This is a genomic window from Catenuloplanes nepalensis, assembly GCF_030811575.1.
In the GTDB taxonomy this organism is placed as follows: Bacteria; Actinomycetota; Actinomycetes; order Mycobacteriales; family Micromonosporaceae; genus Catenuloplanes; species Catenuloplanes nepalensis.
The window spans coordinates 6,949,401-6,967,947 of sequence record NZ_JAUSRA010000001.1 but is presented as its reverse complement, the minus strand read 5'-3'; the positions used below and the strand labels follow the sequence as shown (position 1 = coordinate 6,967,947).

The window sequence follows — 18,547 nt, the reverse complement described above, 5'->3', positions numbered from 1 at the left end:
ACGACGGTCACGGAACGTTGTGGGAGACTGCGGCATGACGTTGTTCGGCCAACCGGGATGGCTCCTGGACGAGCTCATCGAGAAGGTGCCTCACACCCGTCAGGCGGTGCTCCTCTCCGCGGACGGTTTGCTGATCGGTGCCTCGCGCGGGCTCTCCCGGGAGGACGGCGAACACCTGGCCGCCATGGCCTCGGGCTTCGCCAGTCTGGCGCGCAGCGCCAGCCGGCACTTCAACGCCGGGGCGGTCCGGCAGACGCTGCTGGAGATGGAGGACGCGTTCCTCTTCATCAGCACCGCCGGCCGGAGTTCCTGCCTCGCCGTGCTGGCCGGCTCCGAGGCGGACATCGGCCTGATCTCGTACGAGATGGCGCTGCTGGTCACGCGCGTCGGCGACAACTTCTCCGTCGCACACCGGGCGGGCGTCGATGGCCGCTGAGGAACGGCGCGCCCCGGTCGCGCTCAAGGTGCTGGTGGCCGGCGGTTTCGGCGCGGGCAGGACGACGATGGTCGGCGCGGTCAGCGAGATCCGGGTGCTGCAGACCGAGGAGATGCTCACCGACGTGAGCGTCGGCACCGACGACCTCTCCGGCGTCGAGGCCAAGACCTCCACCACGGTCGCGATGGACTTCGGCCGGATCACCATCGATCAGGACCTGGTGCTCTACCTGTTCGGCACGCCCGGCCAGGACCGGTTCTGGTTCCTCTGGGACGAGCTGGCCCAGGGCGCGCTCGGCGCGGTGGTGCTGGCGGACACCCGGCGGCTGGCCGACTGCTTCCCGTCGATCGACTACTTCGAGACGCGGAACCTGCCGTTCCTGGTCGGGGTGAACTGCTTCGACAACGAGCAGAAGTTCAGCCCGGCCGCCGTGCGGACCGCGCTCGACCTGGACGACGAGGTGCCGGTCGTGCTCTGCGACGCCCGCGACCGCGCGTCCGGCAAGGAGCTCCTGATCGAGCTCGTGGAGTACGTGATCAAGCGGAACTCCGCTCGACGCGACTAGATATGGTGGGTCGATGGTGCTGACCGGGTTCCTGTGGTCGCTGTGGGCGTGGACCGCCGCACAGCTGACCCAGGCCGCCCCGGCCGGCTCCAGCCCCGCCGAGATGATCGCGCTGGCCGCGGCCGGCCTCGTCGCGGTGGTGCTGGCGATCCATCTCGCCAGCGGCCGGTTGCGCGGCCCCGGCTACCCGGCGCCGCACCGTGGCGCCGCCATGCGCGTGCGCGCGCTCAACGCCCGCACCCCTCGATTCCGTGATCCGGACGCGGCCGGCCGTTCCCGGCCCCGAGCCCCGGCGACCCTCCCCTCGGTCGCCTAGCTCGTCCCGTCCGTACCCACGTGGGTCTTTGCTTCTGAGGGGTTTCACCATGCTCGCGTTCAATCCCATCGACGGTGCCGCCGGCATCGCGTCCACCGTCGTCACCTCGATCGCGTCCGTCACCGAGCCGTTCACCGGCACGGCCGCGACCGCGATCGCCATCATCCTGTTCACCATGGGCGTCCGCCTGCTGATCTCGCCGCTGACCTGGGCGCAGATCCGCGGCCAGCGGCGCACCGCCGCGCTCGCGCCGAAGCTGCGCGAGTTGCAGGCCAAGCACAGGGACGACCCGGCCGCGCTGCAGGCCGAGATGCTGAAGATGTACCGGGAGGAGGGCGCGAGCCCGCTCGGTGGCTGCCTGCCCGCGCTGCTGCAGGTCCCGTTCTTCACGGTCATGTACCGGCTGTTCACCACGCCCACGCTGGCCGGCGAGCACAACGCGCTGCTGGACGAGCGGTTCTTCGGCACCGCGCTGGGCGCGCACGTGAACGACGGCGGCCTGGCGCTCTTCGCGGTGCTGCTGGCGATGCTGACCGTGCTGGCCTGGTGGTCGTCCCGGCGGATGGCGCTGGTGCAGGCCGCGAACCCGACGCCGGCCGACGCGCCGCCCGGCCAGGCGCAGATCATGCGGGTGATGCGTTTCCTGCCGTACGGCACCGTGCTGTTCGCGCTGGTCGTGCCGCTCGCCGCGGTGCTCTACCTGGTCACCACCACGACCTGGACCGCGGCCGAGCGGCTGCTGCTCGGCGCGGACCGGCACCTGCTCAGTGCTGCCGCGCCCTCTTCCGCCGGCGAGCCCGGACGCGGTTGAACACCCACGACCCGATGATCCAGGCGAAGATCGCCCAGATGATGTAGTCGAACCACCGGTTGTACTGCTCGATGTCCTGCCAGCGGGAGCCGAGCGCATAGCCCGCACCGATGAAGATCGTGTTCCACACGCCGCTGCCCAGCGCGGTGAACGCGGTGAACATCGGCACCGGCATGTGGTTGGCGCCGGCCGGCAGGGAGACGAGACTGCGTACGACCGGGACGCAGCGGCCGAGAAGCACGGCCCATTTCCCGTGCTTCTCGAACCAGCGGTCGGCCTTCTCCAGGTCGTCGCGTTCGACCAGCGGCACCTTGTCCAGCCAGCGCTTGAGGCGCTCCTCGCCGAGGCCGCGGCCGACCCAGTAGAGCGCGATCGCGCCGATCAGCGAGCCGAGCGTGGCCGCGACCCAGACCAGCACCAGGTTGACGCTGCCCTGGTTGGCGAGGTATCCGGCCAGCGCGAGCACGACCTCGCTGGGGATCGGCGGGATGATGTTCTCCAGCGCGACGAGCAGGCCGACACCGACCTCACCCAGCGACTCGATGACCCCGGCCACCCATCCGCTGAGTCCGGTCAGGTTCTGCGAAGGGCTGTCGGCATTGATGGTCACGGCCGGTCGACTACCCGGCGACCCCGCGGCCGAAACGAACCGAGCTGTCCCTGATCTCCAGGTGCGTGGCCAGCGTGATGGTCGACGGCGGCCGGGACGGCTCGGCGATCCGCTCGGCCAGCAGGCGCGCGGCGGACCGGCCCAGCTCGTAGGTCGGCTGCGCCACCGTGGTCAGCGCCGGCCGGATCAGCGCGGCCCACGGCAGGTCGTCGAAACCCACCAGGCCCACCTCACCGGGTACGGACACGCCGCGGTCCCCCAGGCAGCGCAGCGCACCGAGTGCCAGCCGGTTGCCCGCGGCGAACACCGCGTCCGGCCGCTCGGGAAGCGCCAGCAGCGCGCGCATCGCGTCGTAGCCGGCCTCCTCGCGGAAGTCCGCGTGCCGGATCAGCGCGTCGTCGACCGGCCGGCCGTGCTCCTGCAGCGCGGCCCGGTAGCCCTGCGCGCGCTGGGTCGCGGTGGAGACCGTGGCCGGGCCGGTGATGCAGGCGATCCGCGCGTAGCCGGACTCGATCAGGTGCGCGGTCGCGGCCTGCGCGCCCAGATCGTTGTCCACCAGCACGGTGTCCACCCGCAGCTCCGCCGGTTGCCGGTCGACGACCACCACGGGAACGCGCGCGTCCAGCAGCCGGCGCACGTGCGGCGCGACCGGGCCGGCCGGTGCGACGATCACGCCGGCCATCTGCTCGGCCAGCGCGGCGTCGACGTACCCACCCTCCTTGTCCTCGTCGTCGTCCGTGTTGCACAGGACGACCGAGAAACCGGCCGGGCGGGCCGCGTCCTCCACGCCGCGCACCATCGCGGTGTAGAAGGGGTCGCCGATGTCGGAGATGATCGCCGCCCAGAGCGTGGTCCGGCTCCGCCGCAGGTTACGGGCGACCGCGTTGGGCCGGTAACCCAGCTCCGCCATGGCCCGCCGGACCCGTTCGACCAGGATCGGGTCCACATTGGCGTGGCCGTTGACCACTCGGGAAACGGTCGCGGGGGAGACTTCCGCGCGCCGTGCGACGTCGTAGATGGTCGCCATCGCTCCTCGTTCGTTCTGCGTCTCCCTGCGCCGCGCCGGTCCCCGCGGACATGATCTCACCTCTCCGTGTCGGTTTGGTGTCGGCACCGCTTGGAAACCTCTTGTCCTATGAATGAGCGGTGGTACTCCAAGGCCGTCGTCTACTGCCTCGACATCGACACGTTCCAGGACTCGAACGGCGACGGGGTGGGCGACATCCGGGGACTGATCGGCCGGCTGGACTATCTGGCCCGGCTCGGCATCACGTGCCTCTGGCTGCACCCGATCCACCCGTCACCGAACCGCGACGACGGCTACGACGCCACCGACTTCTACAACGTCGACCCGCGCTTCGGCACGCTCGGCGACTTCGCGGAGCTGCTGCACGAGGCCCGTAACCGGGGCATTCGCGTGATCATCGACCTGGTGGTGAACCACGTGTCGAACGAGCACCCGTGGTTCCAGTCGGCGCGGTCGTCGCCGGACTCGCCGTACCGGGACTGGTTCGTCTGGTCCGACACCGAGCCCGCGGACCGCGGCCAGGGCATGGTCTTCCCGGGCGAGCAGAAGGAGACGTGGACCTACGACCGGACCGCGAAGGCCTGGTTCTACCACCGGTTCTACGACTTCCAGCCGGACCTCAACATCACCAACCCGGCGGTCCGCGAGGAGATCAAGAAGATCTGCGCGTTCTGGTTGCAGCTGGGCGTCGACGGCTTCCGGATGGACGCGGTGCCGTTCATCATCGAGCGCACCGAGCCGGGCAATCCGAACTCGCCGAAGGACTTCGACTTCCTCACCGAGCTCCGCTCGCACGTGCAGTGGCGCAAGGGTGACGCGATGCTGCTGGCCGAGGCGAACGTCGAACCGGCCGAGCTGACCAACTACTTCGGCGGCCGGCTGCACATGCTCTTCGACTTCATGCTCAACGCGCGGCTGATGCTGGCGCTGGCCCGGCAGGACCCGGAGGGCATCGTCGACGCGCTGCGGGACACGCCGGCGCTGCCGGACGCCGGGCAGTGGGCCACGTTCCTGCGCAACCACGACGAGGTCGACCTGTCCCGGCTGACCGCGGACCAGCGGCAGGACGTCTTCGAGGCCTTCGGCCCCGATGAGGACATGCGCCTGTACGACCGGGGCATCCGGCGGCGGCTCGCACCCATGCTGGGCAACGACCGGCGCCGGATCGAGCTGGCCTACGCGCTGCAGTTCAGCCTGCGGGGCACGCCGGTGCTGCGCTACGGCGAGGAGATCGGCATGGGCGAGGACCTGAGCCTGCCGGGGCGGATGGCGATCCGTACCCCCATGCAGTGGTCCTTCCAGCCGCACGGCGGCTTCACCACGTCGGACGAGCCGCTGCGCCCGCCGGTCAGCGGCGGCGAGTACGGCTGGGAGACGCTGAACGTCACCGCGCAGCGCAGCGACCGGAACTCGCTGCTCTCCTGGTTCGAGCGGATGATCCGCACGCTGCGCGAGGCGCCCGAGGTCGGCGGCGGCTCCTGCGAGCACGTGGACGTGCCGGTGCCGCGCGGCGTGCTGGCGCACCGCGCGCTCGACACCACCGGGTGCATGCTGTTCCTGCACAACCTGGGCGGCGAGGCCTGCGAGGTGGACATGTCGTCGCTGGCCGAGGAGGCGGACCACCCGGTCGAGGTGCTCTCCGACGACGGCTACGACCCGATCAGTTCGGATCTGTCCAAGGTGTCGTTGAACGCTTACGGCTACCGCTGGGTCAGGCTGCGGCGGGGCTGGTGACGCGCGTGCGGTGCAGCCAGAACAGGCCGACCAGCGGCAACACCAGCGGGACGTAACCGTAGCCCTGACCGAAGCCGGACCAGACCGTCGCGTCCGGGAACGCCGCCGGGTCGAACACGCTGAGCAGGCCGACCACGATCACGCCGATCAGCTCGACCACGATCGCCACCAGCGCGACCCGGCGTGCGTTACGGGACAGCGCGACCGCGGCCACCAGGTAGATCACGGCGGCGATCGCGGACAGCGCGTAGGCCAGCGGCGCCTCGCCGAACTTCGTGGCGATCTGCACCCCCGCCCGGGCGCCCGCGGCCAGCGCGAAGATGCAGTAGATGACCAGGATCACCCGGCCGGGCCCACGCCCGGTCGGGCGGACTGCGTTCGTCATCGACGTCCCTATCCCCAGATCTGTTCCAGCCGGAGCACCAGCACCGGGATCACCAGACAGCCCACCGCGACGGTCACCGAGCCCCACTTGGTCGGCTCCATCCGCCCCAGCACGAACGCGACCGCCGGCCAGCAGACCGTGGTCACCACGTAACCGGCGAACGTTTCCAGCTCGGCCGGCCGCTCGCCGCCGAGCAGCGCCACCAGCGAGACCACGCCCATCGCCAGCACCATCACCTGCAGCACGCCGAGCCCGGCGAACTGCACCGGATCCGGTGCGCGATCGCGGAAACCGGCGAATCCGGCCCAGGCGGCGACGAGCAGCGAGGCGATAATGATCGCGAGGTTGAGTGCGCCGATCACCGGGCGTCTCCATGGTGCACGGGGTCACTCTACGCGCGGGTCGGAAGGGGCCGGCATGACCGTTTTCCCGATGGAGACCGTCGTCGCGGTCTGCCACGCGGCCAACCGCGCGCTGCAGACGGCGCTCGGCGACCCGTGGCCGTCGCCCGACGTGCCCGCACCGTGGGAGCGCGAGGCGACCGAGGCCAGCGTGCGTGAGGTGCTCGCCGGTGCCACGCCCGAGGACCTGCACGACGCGTGGTGCACCCTGAAGATCAACGACGGCTGGCGGTACGGCGCACGCAAGGACCCGGTCGCGAAGACCCACCCCTGCCTCGTGCCGTACGACGATCTCCCGGAGACCGAGCGGCGCAAGGACGCACTGTTCCATGCCATTGTCCGGGCGCTCGCCGGGCCGTGACCGGCACGTGATTTCCGGCCCGGAAGATATGTGCGACGTCCGGGATCGGGGAGGGGCGAGGGCCGTGGGTTATGACTTGCCGGTGGCGATGTGGGGGCTGCTGATCGCCGGAGGCTCGGTGGTCGTGGCGCTGATCTTCCTCGCCGTCGTCAGCATCACCACCCGCGAGTCACACCGGGGTCCCGACCCGAAGCTGCTCCGCGCCGAGGCCGACGAGCTGGCCGCGCACGCCGCCGCCGCATACGCCAAGGCCGGCCGGGCCGCGGCCGCGGCCGAGCAGGCGCGCGAGGCGGCCAACACGGCCGGCATCGCACGCGACGAGGCCTGGGCCGCGCAGGAGGTGGCGGACGCGGCCTACGAGGCGGCCCGCAAGGACGTGGAGGACGCGGCCGCCGAGATCGCCGCCGCGGCCGCGCTGCAGTCGTTCGACGACTCCGAGGAGAGCGACGACGAGCGGGACCGGACGGTTTCGCGGGCCGCGCTGGGGGCGTTCAAGCGGGGTGAGATCTCCGTCGAGGAACTGCGCGACGTCTTCCGGGTGACCACCACCGACCAGTCGCCACTGCAGAGCGAGCGCGAGCGCGTGGCCTACCGCTACCAGACCGAGCAGCGCGCCGCCCACCGGATGTACGATCGGGCCGCCGCAGTCTCCCGCGCCGCCGACGAGGCCGCCCGAATAGCCGAGATCGCCGCGCACGCGCTCGCCGACGAGGCCGCCCAGGCCGCCGCCGAGGCCCACGAGGCGATGCTGCTGGCCCGCGAGCACGCCGGCAAACGCCGCCGCTAGGTAATGGTCTGCTCCACATCGCACCGTGAACCCGCGCGGGTAACGGATTCGTATACCCCTAGGGTGGGGTGTTCGACTGACCGGCACGGCGATGAGGAGCGACGATGAGATTCGGACTGCTCGGCACGGGCTATTGGGCCGCTGAGACACAGGGGACGGCGCTGGCCGCCCACCCGGAGGCCGACCTGGTCGGCGTCTGGGGCCGGGACTCCGCCAAGGCGCAGGCCGTCGCCGACCGGTTCGGCATCACCGCCTACGCCGACGTCGACGCCCTCATCGCCGACGTCGACGCGGTCTCCATCGCGCTCCCGCCGGACGTCCAGGCCGAGCTGGCCACCCGCGCCGCCACCGCCGGCAGGCATCTGCTGCTGGACAAGCCGCTGTCGCTCACGCTCGCCGCCGCCGACCGCCTGGTCGCCGCGGTCGAGAAGAACGACGTCGCATCCGTCGTGTTCTTCACCAGCCGCTTCCAGACCCCGGTCGAGGAGTTCATCCGCGAGGCCGTCACCACCGGCGGCTGGACCGGCGCCCGCGCCGACCGCTTCGCCTCCATCTACGGCGACGACAGCCCTTACGCCGACTCATCCTGGCGCAAGGAGGTCGGCGGCCTCTGGGACGTCGGCCCGCACGCGCTGGCCGTATTGCTGGCGGTGCTGGGCATGCCGACCGCGGTGACCGCACTCCCCGGCGCCGACAACACGACGCACGTGCTGGTCAAGCACATGCTGGGCGCGGTCAGCTCGCTGACCTTGACCCTGGAGGCGCCCTCGTTGCTGAAGGGCACCGAAACCGTCTTCCACGGTACGGCCGGTGCGGTGCAGGTCCCGGAACACTCGTCATCATCGGTGGACGCCTTCGGCTCCGCCATCAGCCAGCTCGTGCAGGCGGCCCGGCATCGTGCGCCGCATCCGTGCGGCGTCCACTTCGGACGGTTGGTCGTGGCGGTGCTGGAGGCCGCCGAGACCTCCATGAAGGAATCCCGCACCGTCACGCTCTGAGCGCCCGGCCGAAGCGACCGGCTTCAGGCGCTCGCGTCGTCGCATGCGGCTGCCGTCATCCCGGACGGCGCGTGTCGACTCTTCGTCGCCAGCTCGCCTCGGCCTTCGCCGGGGCCCTGGTGCGCCGGCGACGTGCTCGGTTCTTCGTCGCTGACTTGCTTCGGTGGTCGCCGGGACCTCGACGTGCTCGGTGGGTTCTGGGCACTGCTTACGTTGAAATATCGGGCGCGCAGCGCCCGATATTTCAGCTTAAAGGTGCCGTTCATCTGTCGGTGCGGATGAGGCGCCTCCGACGGGCCTCAGGCTCCGGGGAATGGGCGCAGGTCCCAGCCCGCCTCGGTTTCCGCTGGCCCGGCTTCCTTCTCGTGGGTGGCAGGGGTTGCGCCTGGTTTCCCCATATGCCCGTCCTCCAGGACAAGCGAGCAGATCATCGGCAGGGCCGCCGGGTCGGGTCAGGGCCGGCATGGTCGGCGTCAGAGCGTCAGAGCGTCAGAGCGTCAGAGCGCCAGAGCGCCAGAGCGCCAGAGCGCCAGAGCGCCAGAGCGCCAGAGCGCCAGAGCGCCAGAGCGCCAGAGCGCCAGAGCGCCAGAGCGCCAGAGCGCCAGAGCGCCAGAGCGCCAGAGCGCCAAGATCCTTCCATACCATATGGTCCTTTCGAGGGCCCGGAAACAGCCATACGGTATGAAAGGATCTTGCTTCTCGAATCCCGGAAGATCGAGTCCACATAGAGGGCTATTCAGCGCGTTGCGCGCCGACAGTGCTGGCCTGCGGCGACGCGGCGTCGGCTCACCCCGCTGAATAAGCCTCATAACGGGCCCGATTCGCTGCGAAAGGCTCGCCGGCCGATATCGGGCGCCGCGGCGCCCGATATATCCGCATAAAGCTCACCGGTGCCTCGCCCGCCGGATGAGGCGAGGTCAGATCTCCTCCGCGCTCCACTCCAGCAGCAGCGACGTGATGGACGAGGCGGCCTGGGGTTTCCCGAAGTAGTAGCCCTGGACGTGGTCGCAGCCGATCGACTCGAGGTATTCCGCCTGTTCCGACGTTTCCACGCCCTCGGCCAGGGCGGAGAGGCGCAGGTCGTGGGCGAGCTTGACCAGGGACGGCAGCAGTGACTTCGTCGAGGACGGCTTCCAGTCGCGGACGAACTGCATGTCGATCTTCAGCTGGTTGACCGGGAGGTTCTGCAGGTAGCCGAGGTTGCTGTAGCCGGAGCCGAAGTCGTCGAGGGCGAGGCGGACGCCGAGGCCGGCGATGTCGTCGAGCGTGCGGCGCAGCTGCGGGTCGTCCGGGATGGAGGCGCTCTCGGTGATCTCCAGCTGGAGGAGTTCGGGGGCGAGGCCGACCTCCTGGAGGAGGTTGTCGACGGTGCGGAGCAGGCCGGCACCGTCGCGGAGCTGCTGGACGGCGACGTTGACGCTGACGTAGGGCGGGCTGTCCGTCAGTTTCGCCCACTCGCGGGCCTGGCGGCAGGCCTTGTCGAGGAGACGGCCGCCGAGACGGACGATCTGGCCGGACTCCTCGGCGAGGTCGATGAAGCGGCCGGGGTTGAGGCGGCCGTGGCGCGGGTGGTGCCAGCGGACCAGCGCCTCGACGCCGATCACGGCGCGGTCCTCGAGGCGGACGAGCGGCTGGTATTCGAGGAAGAACTCGTCGCGGTCGATGCCGCCGGCCAGGTCGGCGGCGAGCGCGTGCTTGGCGATCTCGCGGTCGCTGCGGGCCGGGTCGAAGAGCTGCCAGCGGTTGGTGCCGTCGGCCTTGGCCCACTGCAGTGTCATGGCGGCGGCGCGCATCACGTCGTTCGCGTCCATGCCGGCTACCGGGCGGTCGACCAGGCCGATGCTGGCGGACATCGGCAGCAGGTGGCGGTCGGTGTGGACCGGGGTGGAGAGCGTGGCGATGATCTGGTCGGCGACGCCGGCCAGGTGCGGGGTGCCGGCCGGGTCCTCGATCAGCATGACGAACTGGTCGCCGGCGAAGCGGGCCAGCGGGTGGCCGAGCGACCGGGCCAGCGTGCGCAGCCGGTCGGCGGTGACGGTGAGCGCCTTGTCGCCGAGGATGTGGCCGAACCGGTCCGTGATCGCCTGCAGGCTGGTGATGCCGATGAAGCAGATCGCGACGTTGTGGGCGCCGCCGGCCTCGATCAGATCGGCGAGCTGCTTCTCGAAGAAGATGCGGTTGGGCAGGCCGGTGAGCTGGTCGTGCACGGCCGCGTGCCGGAACGCCTCCTGGCTCTCCCGGAGCGCGTGCTCGGTCTGCAGCTGGGCGAGCACGGTGGCCTGCCGGATGCTCTCCTGCTCGTCGAGCGTGCGCTCGCGCAGGCCGCGGGTGTAGCCGACGGAGAGCGCGCTGAGCAGGCGCATGACCCGGCGGCCGGACGAGTCGAGGGACGTGCCGGCCAGCGGTGGCAGGCGGTCGGCGAGCACGTTGATGGTGTGGCCGAGCGTCTCCGGCGAGGCGAAGTGGGCCTCGACCAGCTCGACGCCGATCTGGGTGGCCGGGCTCGGGTCGAACGGCTGGCTGGTCAGCACGCGCAGCAGCCGGGTGGTGAACCCGGCCAGGCGCAGCTCGATGTCGACGTGGGCCATCGGCACGTAGCTGGCGCCGGCGACCGCCCGTGCCCAGGCGCGCGCCACCCGCGTGATGTGGGTGCCGTCGGTGAAACCCCGTGGTGGTGGTTCGACGATCACGGTTTGCGTCCCACCCCGGCGACCACCGCGGATTTCGCCGCCTTGATGCCGTCGATGTTGCTTGGCTGGTCGGGGCGCCACTGGGTGACCCAGACCAGGCCGGGGTCGACCAACTCGAAGTCGCCGAAGAACGGGGCCACCTCGGCGCGGGTGCGGCTCGCGGCCGGTGTGGTGGTGCGGTTGTAGAGGTTCTTCACCATCTCCCGGTCGTGCCGCCAGCCGTCGACCACGCCGTGCGAGAGCGTGAGGTAGCTGCCGGACGGGAGTGCGTCGCGCAGCTGCGCCATGATGCCGGCCGGGTCGTCCTCGTCGCGGACGAACTGCAGCAGCGCGACCACCAGCAGCGCGACCGGCTGGTTGAAGTCGATCAGCTCGCGGGTGGTCGGGTGGTGCAGGATGTCGCCGGGCTTGCGCACGTCGCCCTGGATCGCGACGACACCCTCCTGGTCCTTGATCAGGACCGCGCTGTGCGCCACCGCGACCGGGTCGAGATCGACGTAGACCACTCGGGCGTCCGGCGCGACGTCGCGGGCCACCTCGTGCACGTTGCCGAGCGTGGGAATGCCCGAGCCGATGTCAAGAAACTGTCTGATCCCTGACTCGGCCAGCATGTGCACGGCGCGACGGAGGAACGCGCGGTTCGCCTGGGCGATCAGCGGGATGTCCGGTGCGGTGGCGAGCAGTTGCTGAGCCATCGCTCGGTCCGCCGCGAAGTTGTGCGAACCACCCAGAAAGTAGTCGTACAGCCGCGCTGCACTGGGTCGCTCGACGTCGATGCCCGGCGGGGCCCACTCCGGTCGGTCCATCCCCGCATTATTTCCCGAACCGATTGATCAGCTCCAACCAAAGATCAAGATCTTTTCGCGGGTACGGATTACGCGTGTTTCCGCCGAGTCCTACGTGGAAGTTCCACGGCCGATGACCGCGCCGGCGAAGTCCGTGACGGTCTCCGCGAGCGAGGCGAACGGGGCGCCGTCCCGGGTGTACGGGTCCGCGGCGTGCAACAGCAGCTCGTTGATGCCGCCGACGAGCGCGATCGCCAGCGCCGGGGTGAGCGCGGGCAGTGCCGGGTCCGACTCCACCAGCTCCACGAAGAGCGCGGCGAACCGGTGCTGCGTCTCGCTGCGCATACGGAACGCGCGCGGCCCCGCGGCCTGCACCTCGACCAGCACCGTGCGGCTGGCCGGGCCGGCCGCGTCCAGCGCGGCGAGGTACGCGGTGACCAGCGCGTGCACCCGCTCCCGCCAGCCGCCGGTCTGCCGGCCGGCCTCGCGCAGGATCCGCGCCAGCCGGTCCGCGCTCGCCTGGTACGTGGCGAGCAGGCACGCTTCCTTGTCCGGGAAGTGCTCGTAGAACGTGCGCTTGGAGACGCGCGCCGCCGCGACGATGTCCGCGATCGTGGTGGCCGCGTAGCCGCGCTCCGCGACCGCCGCCGTGAAGCCCTGCATAACCCGGATCCGGGCGTCGTCGGCCGCCGTCGTCATGCTCTTCCTCTCCTCGGTGCCCGAAGCTACCGTCAATGGATCCGGGTGTCGTGGGTCGCCGGACCGACGGGCGCTCGAACGGGGACACCATTCACTGTGGAATGACGGGATTCCCATGCTGCGCAACGCGATCGGGCCGGGTTCGCCGGACCTCGCGTGTGTCCCCGTGCAGCTATCCTATGTGGACGCTTCGCGGCCCGTGCAGGTGTCCGACCTGCATCGAGAGGGGTCACCACGTTGATCGGCCGGGCGGAGGCGTTCGTGCTGCGGCGGCTGCTGACACTGCCGGCGCCGGTGCAGCGCTTCATCGGTGGTACTCCGGAGTCCGGCGACCCGATCGACCCGACGATCGCGATGCTGCTGCGGGCGCAGCGGTGGCGGGGGAGGACCGGGCTCTCCGCCGGCACGCCGGCGCGCACCCGCCGGCGGGTGCGGCGGACCGCCGCGCTGATGACCGGCCGTCCCACCCCGGTCGGCACGGTGCACGACGTGACCGTGGCCGGAAGGCTGCGCGGCCGGCACTACGCCCCCCAGGCTCCCGGTGCTCACGCCGACCTGGGCCGTGCCGGTGCTCACGCCGACCTGGACCGTGCCGGGCAGCGATCGTGGCGGGCCGGGCCGACCGGGTCCGATCTGCTCGTGGTCTTCTTCCACGGCGGCGGGTTCGTGGCCGGTGACCTGGACACGCACGACGAGACGTGCCGGCTGCTGTGCGCGTTCGGCCGGATGCGGGTGCTGTCCGTGGAATACCGGCTGGCGCCGGAGTCGCCGTTCCCGGCCGCGGTGGAGGATGCGTGCGCGGCCGTGACCTGGGCGTTCACGCAGGCGCCGGCGGTGGCGGTGTGCGGCGACAGCGCCGGGGCGAACCTCGCGGCCGTGGTGTGCCAGTCCCTGCGCGGCGGCGAGCGGACGCCGGTCGCGCAGGCGCTGCTCTACCCGCTGGTGGATCACGCCGGCACCTGGCCGTCCCGGTCGCATTTCCGGTCCGGCCCGGTGCTCACCGCGCGCGACCTGGAGTTCTTCCGCCGCCACTACCTGCCCGGCCCGATCGGGCCGGACCCGCGGCACTCACCGCTGCACGCGGCCGACCTGCGCGGCCTGCCACCCGCCATCGTGGTCACCGCCGCGCTCGACCCGCTGCGCGACGAGGGCGAGGCCTACGCGGCGGCCCTGCGCGCCGCGGGCGTCCCGGTCCAGTCCTGGCGCGTCCCCGGCATGGTGCACGCCTTCGCCAACCTGACCCCGATCAGCACCGCCGCCCGAACCGCCGTCATCGAGACAGCGACCCGGCTGGCCGAACACGCCCGGTGAGCCGCTGTGCCGAGCCCGTCGGGTGGCGTCGGACAACACCCAATCTTGTTTTGGGGGTCTCGGTCCGGCCGCCCACCTCACGTGCAGGAAGGAGCGCCAGCGACGACCTGCGCCCAATACCACTCAGCTTATTTGATCTCGAAGTGGACCCGGTCGGGCCGCGAGCCTCTGGCCAGCGCAGATGCCTTCCTGCCCGGTTCGGCGGGTAGAACGCAGACGTGGTTGGGTGCTTTGTGAAAGCCCAGGCCGGAGCCCATGATCAACTTTAGCTAAGTGGCATTGGACCGGTGCCCGCGGGAACACTCGCGAAGCGGCCACGCCGGAAGCGGGAAAATGGGTCCTATCGGTCTTATGGGGTTGGCTTCTCAGGGGCGGGAGAGCGCCAGCCACTGCTGGCTGGCGACGCCTTCGCCGGCCGGGACCAGCAGGCGCTCGACCGTGCCCGGCACCGATGACGTCAGGTCCCAGACCGCGCCGGACGGGAGCCGGACCCGGGCGAGCGGCCAGCCAACCGGGTACGAGTCGCCGGGCGAGACGAACCAGCGCAGCAGCTGGCCGCCGCCGCCCGGAAGCGTGAAGGAGAGCGGCATGGTGCGGGAGGAGTCCGCGCTGGACGTGATGATGCGCGGGCCGCTGCGGGTCAGCCAGCGCGCCGCGCCCTGGACCGTGGCCAGCTCCGGCTCGTCGACGCGGCGCAGCGGGCGGTTGAACGCCTTGGTCAGCGCCCCGGCCGCGGCCGGCATGCGGGAACCGCCGCCGACCAGCAGGATCGCGCTGATCGTGTCCGGGTGGACCTTGTGCCGGGCCAGCAGGTCGGCGCAGCACTTGACCGTGCGCTCCAGCACCGCCTCGGCCAGCAACGCCAGCTGGGACCGGTCCAACTCGTACGCCGGGGTGGTCGGCATCAGGTAGTCCTCGACGCTCTCCACGTCGCTGAGCTGGTGCTTGATCCGCTGGGCGAAGTCGGCCAGCGCCATGCTCAGGCGCAGCGCCGCGGGCGTGCCGGGCGCGGTGACCACGGACGCGATCAGCGGCGCCAGCCACTCCTCGCCGTCGTTCTGGATGCGGTTGGCCAGCAGCGCGTCGATGTTGCGGCCGCCGCAGTCGTCGATCGCGTCGTGGCCGAGCACCTCCGGGCCCTCCGCGCCGACCCGCATCAGCGCGGTGTCGAACGTGCCGCCGCCGAGGTCGTAGATCAGGATCAGCTCGCCGGGCAGGAACGTCGGCCCGGGGATCGGCGCGTACGCGGCCGCGACCGGCTCGGGTAGCAGCTCCACCGTGGTGAACCCGGCCGCCTCGGCCGCGGCGATCATCTGCGGGCGGCGGATGTCGTCCGGCCCGTAGCTGGCCGGCACCGTGACCAGCGCGCGGGTGATCTGGCCGCCGTGCATGCGCTCGGCCTCCATGCGCAGCGCGGTCAGCACGGACGCGGCCTGCTCGATCGGCCGGAACGTGCGGTCGCCCTGCGGCATCGGGCGGTCGCCCTTGAGGCCGCGCTTGAACTCCACGGCGTACGAGTTGGGGTCGGCCCGTTTGCGGCGCTCGGCCAGCGTGCCGACCAGCATGCGCTCGCCGTCCCAGTAGACCGCGGACGGCCATGCGTAACCGCCGCTGACCGGCTCCGGGAGCAGACGGATCTGCTCGCCGTCGATCAGCGCCGCGGAGGAGGTCGTGGTGCCGAAGTCGATGGCCAGCACCGGGCCCATGTCCGGGTTCACCGCTCACATCTCCCAAGCGTCGACCAGGCTGCGGTCGGCGTAGTCCCAGTTCGCCAGCAGCAGTTTCCCGTCCGCGGTGAACGACGTCAGCAGCCGGGGCACGAAGCCCTCGGCCTCCGGTGCCGCCGGGGCGTGCACCCGGAACACCTCCAGGCTGCTCTCGATGTCCTGCAGGCTGAGCACGCCGGAGCCGTCCAGGTCGGACGTGACCAGCGCGCGCAGCCGGCCGTCCGGGCTGATGCTCTCGGTGTTGAACGCGTCCGTGGGGCTGCGCATCCGGAAGCCGGGGTTGCGCTGCTCCCACGTCTCGTCGCCGGTGCGCTCCAGCCGCTCGCCGGTGCGCAGGTCCCAGAGCGTGGTGACGCCGCGACGGTAGCGGCCGACCTGGACCTTGCCGTCCGCCTCCGCGGCCAGCCGCCAGGTCGGCTCGTCGACCAGCACGCGAACCGGGCCGACCGAGTCGCGGAACCGGGTGGAGAGCTTGCCGGTCTCCACGTCCCACACCGAGAACGTGCCCTCGGTGTCCCACGCGATCAGGCTGAGCCGGCCCTCCGGGTCGAAGAAGATCCTGGCTCCCTGCGCGGTGCCGGCGCCGAAGTCCGGCCGGAACTCGCCGATCAGCTCGCCGGTCGCGATCACGAACGACCGGATGTGCCGGCCGGTGGTGTCGCACTCGACCAGCACCTGGCGGTCCGGCGTGAGCAGCCAGGAGCCGCTGGTGCGCAGTTGCAGACGCTGGGTCGGCGGGTCGGCCGCGAGCGCGGCCGCGTCCCGGGTGGCGGCCGTGACCAGCGTGGAGCCGACCTGGCCGCCGGGCGGGACGGTGTGGCTCAGCAGCGCGCCCGCGTGCGTGGCGGTCAGCTGGTAGACGCGTTCGTCGCCGGTGCGCACCTCCGCGACCACGGTGCCCTCGCGGAACGCCTCGCCCTCGCCGACGTTCCAGCGCAGCAGCTTGGCGTCGCCGCCCGGGATGTCCCAGGAGATCGGTTCGAGGCGCCAGCTCGGCGCGTCCGCGGCGACGGCACGGCTCTCCGCGTTCGCCGCCCACTGCGCGGCACCGCGCACCACGGCCAGCTCCGGCTCGGGCGCGTGCCGCAGCGTGTGGCCGAGACTGTTGGCCAGCGCGGGCTTGACGACCGGGAGCCGGGAGGCGCCGCCGCTGAGCACGACGGAGGAGATGTCGGCCAGCGTGGCGCCGACCGCGCCGACCACCGCGTGCGCGCTGGCGACCAGCGCCTGCACGGCCGGCTCGGCGAACGCCTCCAGCCAGGCGCGACTCAACTTGTACGGCGGGGTGAGCGGCGTCAGGTGGTCCTCGACCTCCAGCGAGTCGCCGAGCTGGTGCTTCAGCCGCCGGACGAAGTCGATCGCCTCGTAGTAGGCCCGCAGGCCACCGTCCCCGGGTGCGGCGAGCAGCGGCTCCAGCCAGGTCCGGCCCTCGGTGCGCAGGTCCTTGATGAGCAGCGCCTCCAGGTCGTGCCCGGCGGTCGAGCTCTGCGTGGCCAGCAGCGCGGAGTCGTTGCCGGCCACCCGGACCAGCGAGGCCGTCCAGTTCGCGCCCAGGTCGCAGACCAGGACCAGCGAGCCGGGCCGCAGGTCCGCGCCGGTGTGCGGGTCGAGCGCGGCGGCGACCGCGTCGGGTATCAGCTCGACGTCGACGAAGCCCGCGGCCTCGCCGATCGCGACCATCGCGTCGCGGCGCGGGTCGCCGGGGAGATAGCCGGCCGGGATCGACAGCGTGAGCCGCCAGACCTGCCCGCCGTAGACGCGCTGCGCCTCGCGGCCGAGCTCGGCCAGGTAGGCCGCGACCGCCTCGTTGCCGGTCACCTCGCGGTCGTCCAGGCGCATCGAGGCCTGCGCGTCCACCGCGCGGCGCGGTCCGTCGATGTATCGCCGGGGCACGGAGCGCTTGCGGCGTTCCGCGGCGGTGCCGACGACGAAGCCGTCGTCGTCCACGCAGACGGCGGACGGCCAGACGAAACCGCCGGTCAGCGGCTCTTTCAGCAACGTCGTCTGGTCACCGACAATCAGCGCCGCCGATGTGCCGGACGTGCCGACATCGACCGCCAGGATTGGTTCGGTCATCCCCACCCCTACGTCCTTGCCACAGCGCTCCCGAGCCACAGCACCGAGGAAGTCAGCACTACGGAAGTACCGGCACAGTTTCCTGGAGCACTACCGTCCCCGTCCAGCCGGGTTGCGTTGCGAATGCGAACCAGTAGCCCGGATTTCCGGCTCGTCAGTCGAGAAGTTCGAGGATTTCGACCAGATTTGTCACGGTTAGGTCGCCGGTGATTCCCGCCACGCCGACCACGCGCATGCCCGCGGCGCGCCCGGCGGCCACTCCCGCGGGTGCGTCCTCGACGACCAGACACCCTTCCGGCGGTACGCCGAGGCGGCTCGCCGCCAGCAGGTAGCCCTCCGGGTCCGGCTTCGGCGCGCTGATGTCGTCCGTGCTGATCAACAGCGGCGGGGTGATGCCGACCGCGCCCATCCGGGCTCGGGCCAGCCGCTCGTCCGCGCTGGTCACGACGGCCCACTTCAGGCCGCGCCGGTCGACACCCTCGATCAGCTCAAGCGCGCCGTCGATCGCGATCACGTCGTCGAGGTCGTCGTACTCCCACTCCAGCTGCCGCGCGCCCGCCTGCCGGATCCGCTCCGCGCCGAGCCACGGCGCCACCGACTCCAGCGTGCTCCACGCGGGCCGGCCCGCGTGCACGGCCAGGATGTCGTCGAGCGGCAGCTCGTACTCCTCGGCGATCCGGGTCCAGCTTCGGATGATCGCCCCGTGCGAGTCGACCAGCGTGCCGTCCATGTCGAAGAGCACCGCACCGATCTTCATGCCGCACAGCCTCGCACCCATCCGCGGAACCGGGCGCACCGAAGCCCCTACTGTGATCAGGCGCGCATGCA

19 protein-coding genes are annotated in these 18,547 nt (G+C 71.4%); 9 read left to right on the top strand and 10 right to left on the bottom strand.

The genetic code is table 11. The annotated features are described in order from the left end of the window. The first annotated feature begins 34 nt into the window (after positions 1 to 34). From J2S43_RS29980 to J2S43_RS29965, 4 genes are read left to right on the top strand one after another with little or no spacing between them, the layout of a single operon-like run. On the top strand, positions 35 to 436 hold the full coding sequence (locus tag J2S43_RS29980) for a roadblock/LC7 domain-containing protein (protein ID WP_306834920.1): 402 nt from the start codon (positions 35 to 37) through the stop codon (positions 434 to 436). Next, positions 426 to 1,001: a GTP-binding protein gene (locus J2S43_RS29975; RefSeq protein ID WP_306834919.1), complete on the top strand. Its 576-nt coding sequence runs from the start codon at positions 426 to 428 to the stop codon at positions 999 to 1,001. The genes J2S43_RS29980 and J2S43_RS29975 overlap by 11 nt, the downstream gene beginning before the upstream one ends. Positions 1,002 to 1,014: 13 nt before the next feature. After that, positions 1,015 to 1,317 (top strand): DUF6412 domain-containing protein, encoded by a 303-nt coding sequence (locus J2S43_RS29970; RefSeq protein ID WP_306834918.1) that lies wholly within the window; start codon positions 1,015 to 1,017, stop codon positions 1,315 to 1,317. Positions 1,318 to 1,366: 49 nt separating this feature from the next. After that, the gene (locus tag J2S43_RS29965; RefSeq protein ID WP_306834917.1) at positions 1,367 to 2,128 is read left to right on the top strand and encodes a YidC/Oxa1 family membrane protein insertase; all 762 of its coding nucleotides are present in this window, start codon (positions 1,367 to 1,369) and stop codon (positions 2,126 to 2,128) included. On the opposite strand, the gene J2S43_RS29960 is transcribed toward J2S43_RS29965, so the two are convergent. Next, the gene (locus J2S43_RS29960; protein ID WP_306834916.1) at positions 2,082 to 2,738 is read right to left on the bottom strand and encodes a DedA family protein; all 657 of its coding nucleotides are present in this window, start codon (positions 2,736 to 2,738) and stop codon (positions 2,082 to 2,084) included. The genes J2S43_RS29965 and J2S43_RS29960 overlap by 47 nt on opposite strands. 10 nt (positions 2,739 to 2,748) lie before the next feature. Continuing rightward, positions 2,749 to 3,765: a LacI family DNA-binding transcriptional regulator gene (locus J2S43_RS29955; protein ID WP_306834915.1), complete on the bottom strand. Its 1,017-nt coding sequence runs from the start codon at positions 3,763 to 3,765 to the stop codon at positions 2,749 to 2,751. A gap of 108 nt (positions 3,766 to 3,873) precedes the next feature. On the opposite strand from J2S43_RS29955, the gene J2S43_RS29950 reads away from it, so the two are divergent. Beyond that, positions 3,874 to 5,499, top strand: a complete 1,626-nt coding sequence (locus tag J2S43_RS29950) for an alpha-amylase family protein (RefSeq protein WP_306834914.1) — start codon at positions 3,874 to 3,876, stop codon at positions 5,497 to 5,499. Here J2S43_RS29950 and J2S43_RS29945 read toward each other — a convergent pair. Together J2S43_RS29945 and J2S43_RS29940 are read right to left on the bottom strand one after the other, a co-directional pair. Then, complete coding sequence (locus J2S43_RS29945) at positions 5,477 to 5,884, bottom strand: hypothetical protein (RefSeq protein WP_306834913.1); 408 nt, start codon at positions 5,882 to 5,884, stop codon at positions 5,477 to 5,479. The genes J2S43_RS29950 and J2S43_RS29945 overlap by 23 nt on opposite strands. A gap of 8 nt (positions 5,885 to 5,892) precedes the next feature. Next, complete coding sequence (locus J2S43_RS29940) at positions 5,893 to 6,246, bottom strand: hypothetical protein (RefSeq protein ID WP_306834912.1); 354 nt, start codon at positions 6,244 to 6,246, stop codon at positions 5,893 to 5,895. 55 nt (positions 6,247 to 6,301) lie between these two features. Here J2S43_RS29940 and J2S43_RS29935 point away from each other — a divergent pair, with 55 nt between their 5' ends. The 3 genes from J2S43_RS29935 to J2S43_RS29925 all read left to right on the top strand — a co-directional run bounded on the left by J2S43_RS29935 (position 6,302) and on the right by J2S43_RS29925 (position 8,431). Continuing rightward, a complete protein-coding gene (locus tag J2S43_RS29935) occupies positions 6,302 to 6,646 on the top strand; it encodes a RyR domain-containing protein (RefSeq protein ID WP_306834911.1) in 345 nt (114 codons plus the stop codon). Between the two features lie 64 nt (positions 6,647 to 6,710). Next, positions 6,711 to 7,433: a hypothetical protein gene (locus tag J2S43_RS29930; protein ID WP_306834910.1), complete on the top strand. Its 723-nt coding sequence runs from the start codon at positions 6,711 to 6,713 to the stop codon at positions 7,431 to 7,433. Positions 7,434 to 7,537: 104 nt separating this feature from the next. Continuing rightward, on the top strand, positions 7,538 to 8,431 hold the full coding sequence (locus J2S43_RS29925; RefSeq protein WP_306834909.1) for a Gfo/Idh/MocA family protein: 894 nt from the start codon (positions 7,538 to 7,540) through the stop codon (positions 8,429 to 8,431). A gap of 917 nt (positions 8,432 to 9,348) precedes the next feature. Here J2S43_RS29925 and J2S43_RS29920 read toward each other — a convergent pair. From J2S43_RS29920 to J2S43_RS29910, 3 genes are all read right to left on the bottom strand, one after another. Continuing rightward, positions 9,349 to 11,121, bottom strand: coding sequence for a putative bifunctional diguanylate cyclase/phosphodiesterase (locus J2S43_RS29920; RefSeq protein WP_306834908.1), 1,773 nt, complete (start codon positions 11,119 to 11,121; stop codon positions 9,349 to 9,351). Continuing rightward, entirely contained in the window at positions 11,118 to 11,927 is an 810-nt protein-coding gene (locus tag J2S43_RS29915; protein ID WP_306834907.1) for an SAM-dependent methyltransferase, read from the bottom strand. Before J2S43_RS29915 ends, J2S43_RS29920 begins: the two co-directional genes overlap by 4 nt. Before the next feature lie 90 nt (positions 11,928 to 12,017). Further along, positions 12,018 to 12,605 (bottom strand): TetR/AcrR family transcriptional regulator, encoded by a 588-nt coding sequence (locus J2S43_RS29910; RefSeq protein WP_306834906.1) that lies wholly within the window; start codon positions 12,603 to 12,605, stop codon positions 12,018 to 12,020. Between the two features lie 237 nt (positions 12,606 to 12,842). Here J2S43_RS29910 and J2S43_RS29905 point away from each other — a divergent pair, with 237 nt between their 5' ends. After that, positions 12,843 to 13,916 carry an alpha/beta hydrolase gene (locus J2S43_RS29905; RefSeq protein ID WP_306834905.1) on the top strand — a complete coding sequence of 358 codons (1,074 nt, stop codon included), beginning with the start codon at positions 12,843 to 12,845 and terminating at the stop codon, positions 13,914 to 13,916. A gap of 365 nt (positions 13,917 to 14,281) precedes the next feature. Here J2S43_RS29905 and J2S43_RS29900 read toward each other — a convergent pair whose 3' ends face one another. From J2S43_RS29900 to J2S43_RS29890, 3 genes are all read right to left on the bottom strand, one after another. Then, positions 14,282 to 15,634, bottom strand: coding sequence for an Hsp70 family protein (locus J2S43_RS29900; RefSeq protein WP_306834904.1), 1,353 nt, complete (start codon positions 15,632 to 15,634; stop codon positions 14,282 to 14,284). Positions 15,635 to 15,637: 3 nt separating this feature from the next. Beyond that, positions 15,638 to 17,719, bottom strand: a complete 2,082-nt coding sequence (locus tag J2S43_RS29895) for an Hsp70 family protein (protein WP_306834903.1) — start codon at positions 17,717 to 17,719, stop codon at positions 15,638 to 15,640. Positions 17,720 to 17,873: 154 nt separating this feature from the next. Continuing rightward, positions 17,874 to 18,476 carry an HAD-IA family hydrolase gene (locus tag J2S43_RS29890; protein ID WP_306834901.1) on the bottom strand — a complete coding sequence of 201 codons (603 nt, stop codon included), beginning with the start codon at positions 18,474 to 18,476 and terminating at the stop codon, positions 17,874 to 17,876. Between the last annotated feature and the right edge of the window lie 71 nt (positions 18,477 to 18,547).

What these genes read in the sequence shown, in the direction of transcription:
- J2S43_RS29895 (WP_306834903.1), bottom strand. Translation starts at nt 17,719, where the DNA reads ATGACCGAACCAATCCTGGCGGTCGATGTCGGCACGTCCGGCACATCG.
- J2S43_RS29890 (WP_306834901.1), bottom strand. Translation starts at nt 18,476, where the DNA reads ATGAAGATCGGTGCGGTGCTCTTCGACATGGACGGCACGCTGGTCGAC.
- J2S43_RS29935 (WP_306834911.1), top strand. Translation starts at nt 6,302, where the DNA reads ATGACCGTTTTCCCGATGGAGACCGTCGTCGCGGTCTGCCACGCGGCC.
- J2S43_RS29925 (WP_306834909.1), top strand. Translation starts at nt 7,538, where the DNA reads ATGAGATTCGGACTGCTCGGCACGGGCTATTGGGCCGCTGAGACACAG.
- J2S43_RS29965 (WP_306834917.1), top strand. Translation starts at nt 1,367, where the DNA reads ATGCTCGCGTTCAATCCCATCGACGGTGCCGCCGGCATCGCGTCCACC.
- J2S43_RS29915 (WP_306834907.1), bottom strand. Translation starts at nt 11,927, where the DNA reads ATGGACCGACCGGAGTGGGCCCCGCCGGGCATCGACGTCGAGCGACCC.
- J2S43_RS29975 (WP_306834919.1), top strand. Translation starts at nt 426, where the DNA reads ATGGCCGCTGAGGAACGGCGCGCCCCGGTCGCGCTCAAGGTGCTGGTG.
- J2S43_RS29955 (WP_306834915.1), bottom strand. Translation starts at nt 3,765, where the DNA reads ATGGCGACCATCTACGACGTCGCACGGCGCGCGGAAGTCTCCCCCGCG.
- J2S43_RS29945 (WP_306834913.1), bottom strand. Translation starts at nt 5,884, where the DNA reads ATGACGAACGCAGTCCGCCCGACCGGGCGTGGGCCCGGCCGGGTGATC.
- J2S43_RS29980 (WP_306834920.1), top strand. Translation starts at nt 35, where the DNA reads ATGACGTTGTTCGGCCAACCGGGATGGCTCCTGGACGAGCTCATCGAG.
- J2S43_RS29970 (WP_306834918.1), top strand. Translation starts at nt 1,015, where the DNA reads ATGGTGCTGACCGGGTTCCTGTGGTCGCTGTGGGCGTGGACCGCCGCA.
- J2S43_RS29950 (WP_306834914.1), top strand. Translation starts at nt 3,874, where the DNA reads ATGAATGAGCGGTGGTACTCCAAGGCCGTCGTCTACTGCCTCGACATC.
- J2S43_RS29910 (WP_306834906.1), bottom strand. Translation starts at nt 12,605, where the DNA reads ATGACGACGGCGGCCGACGACGCCCGGATCCGGGTTATGCAGGGCTTC.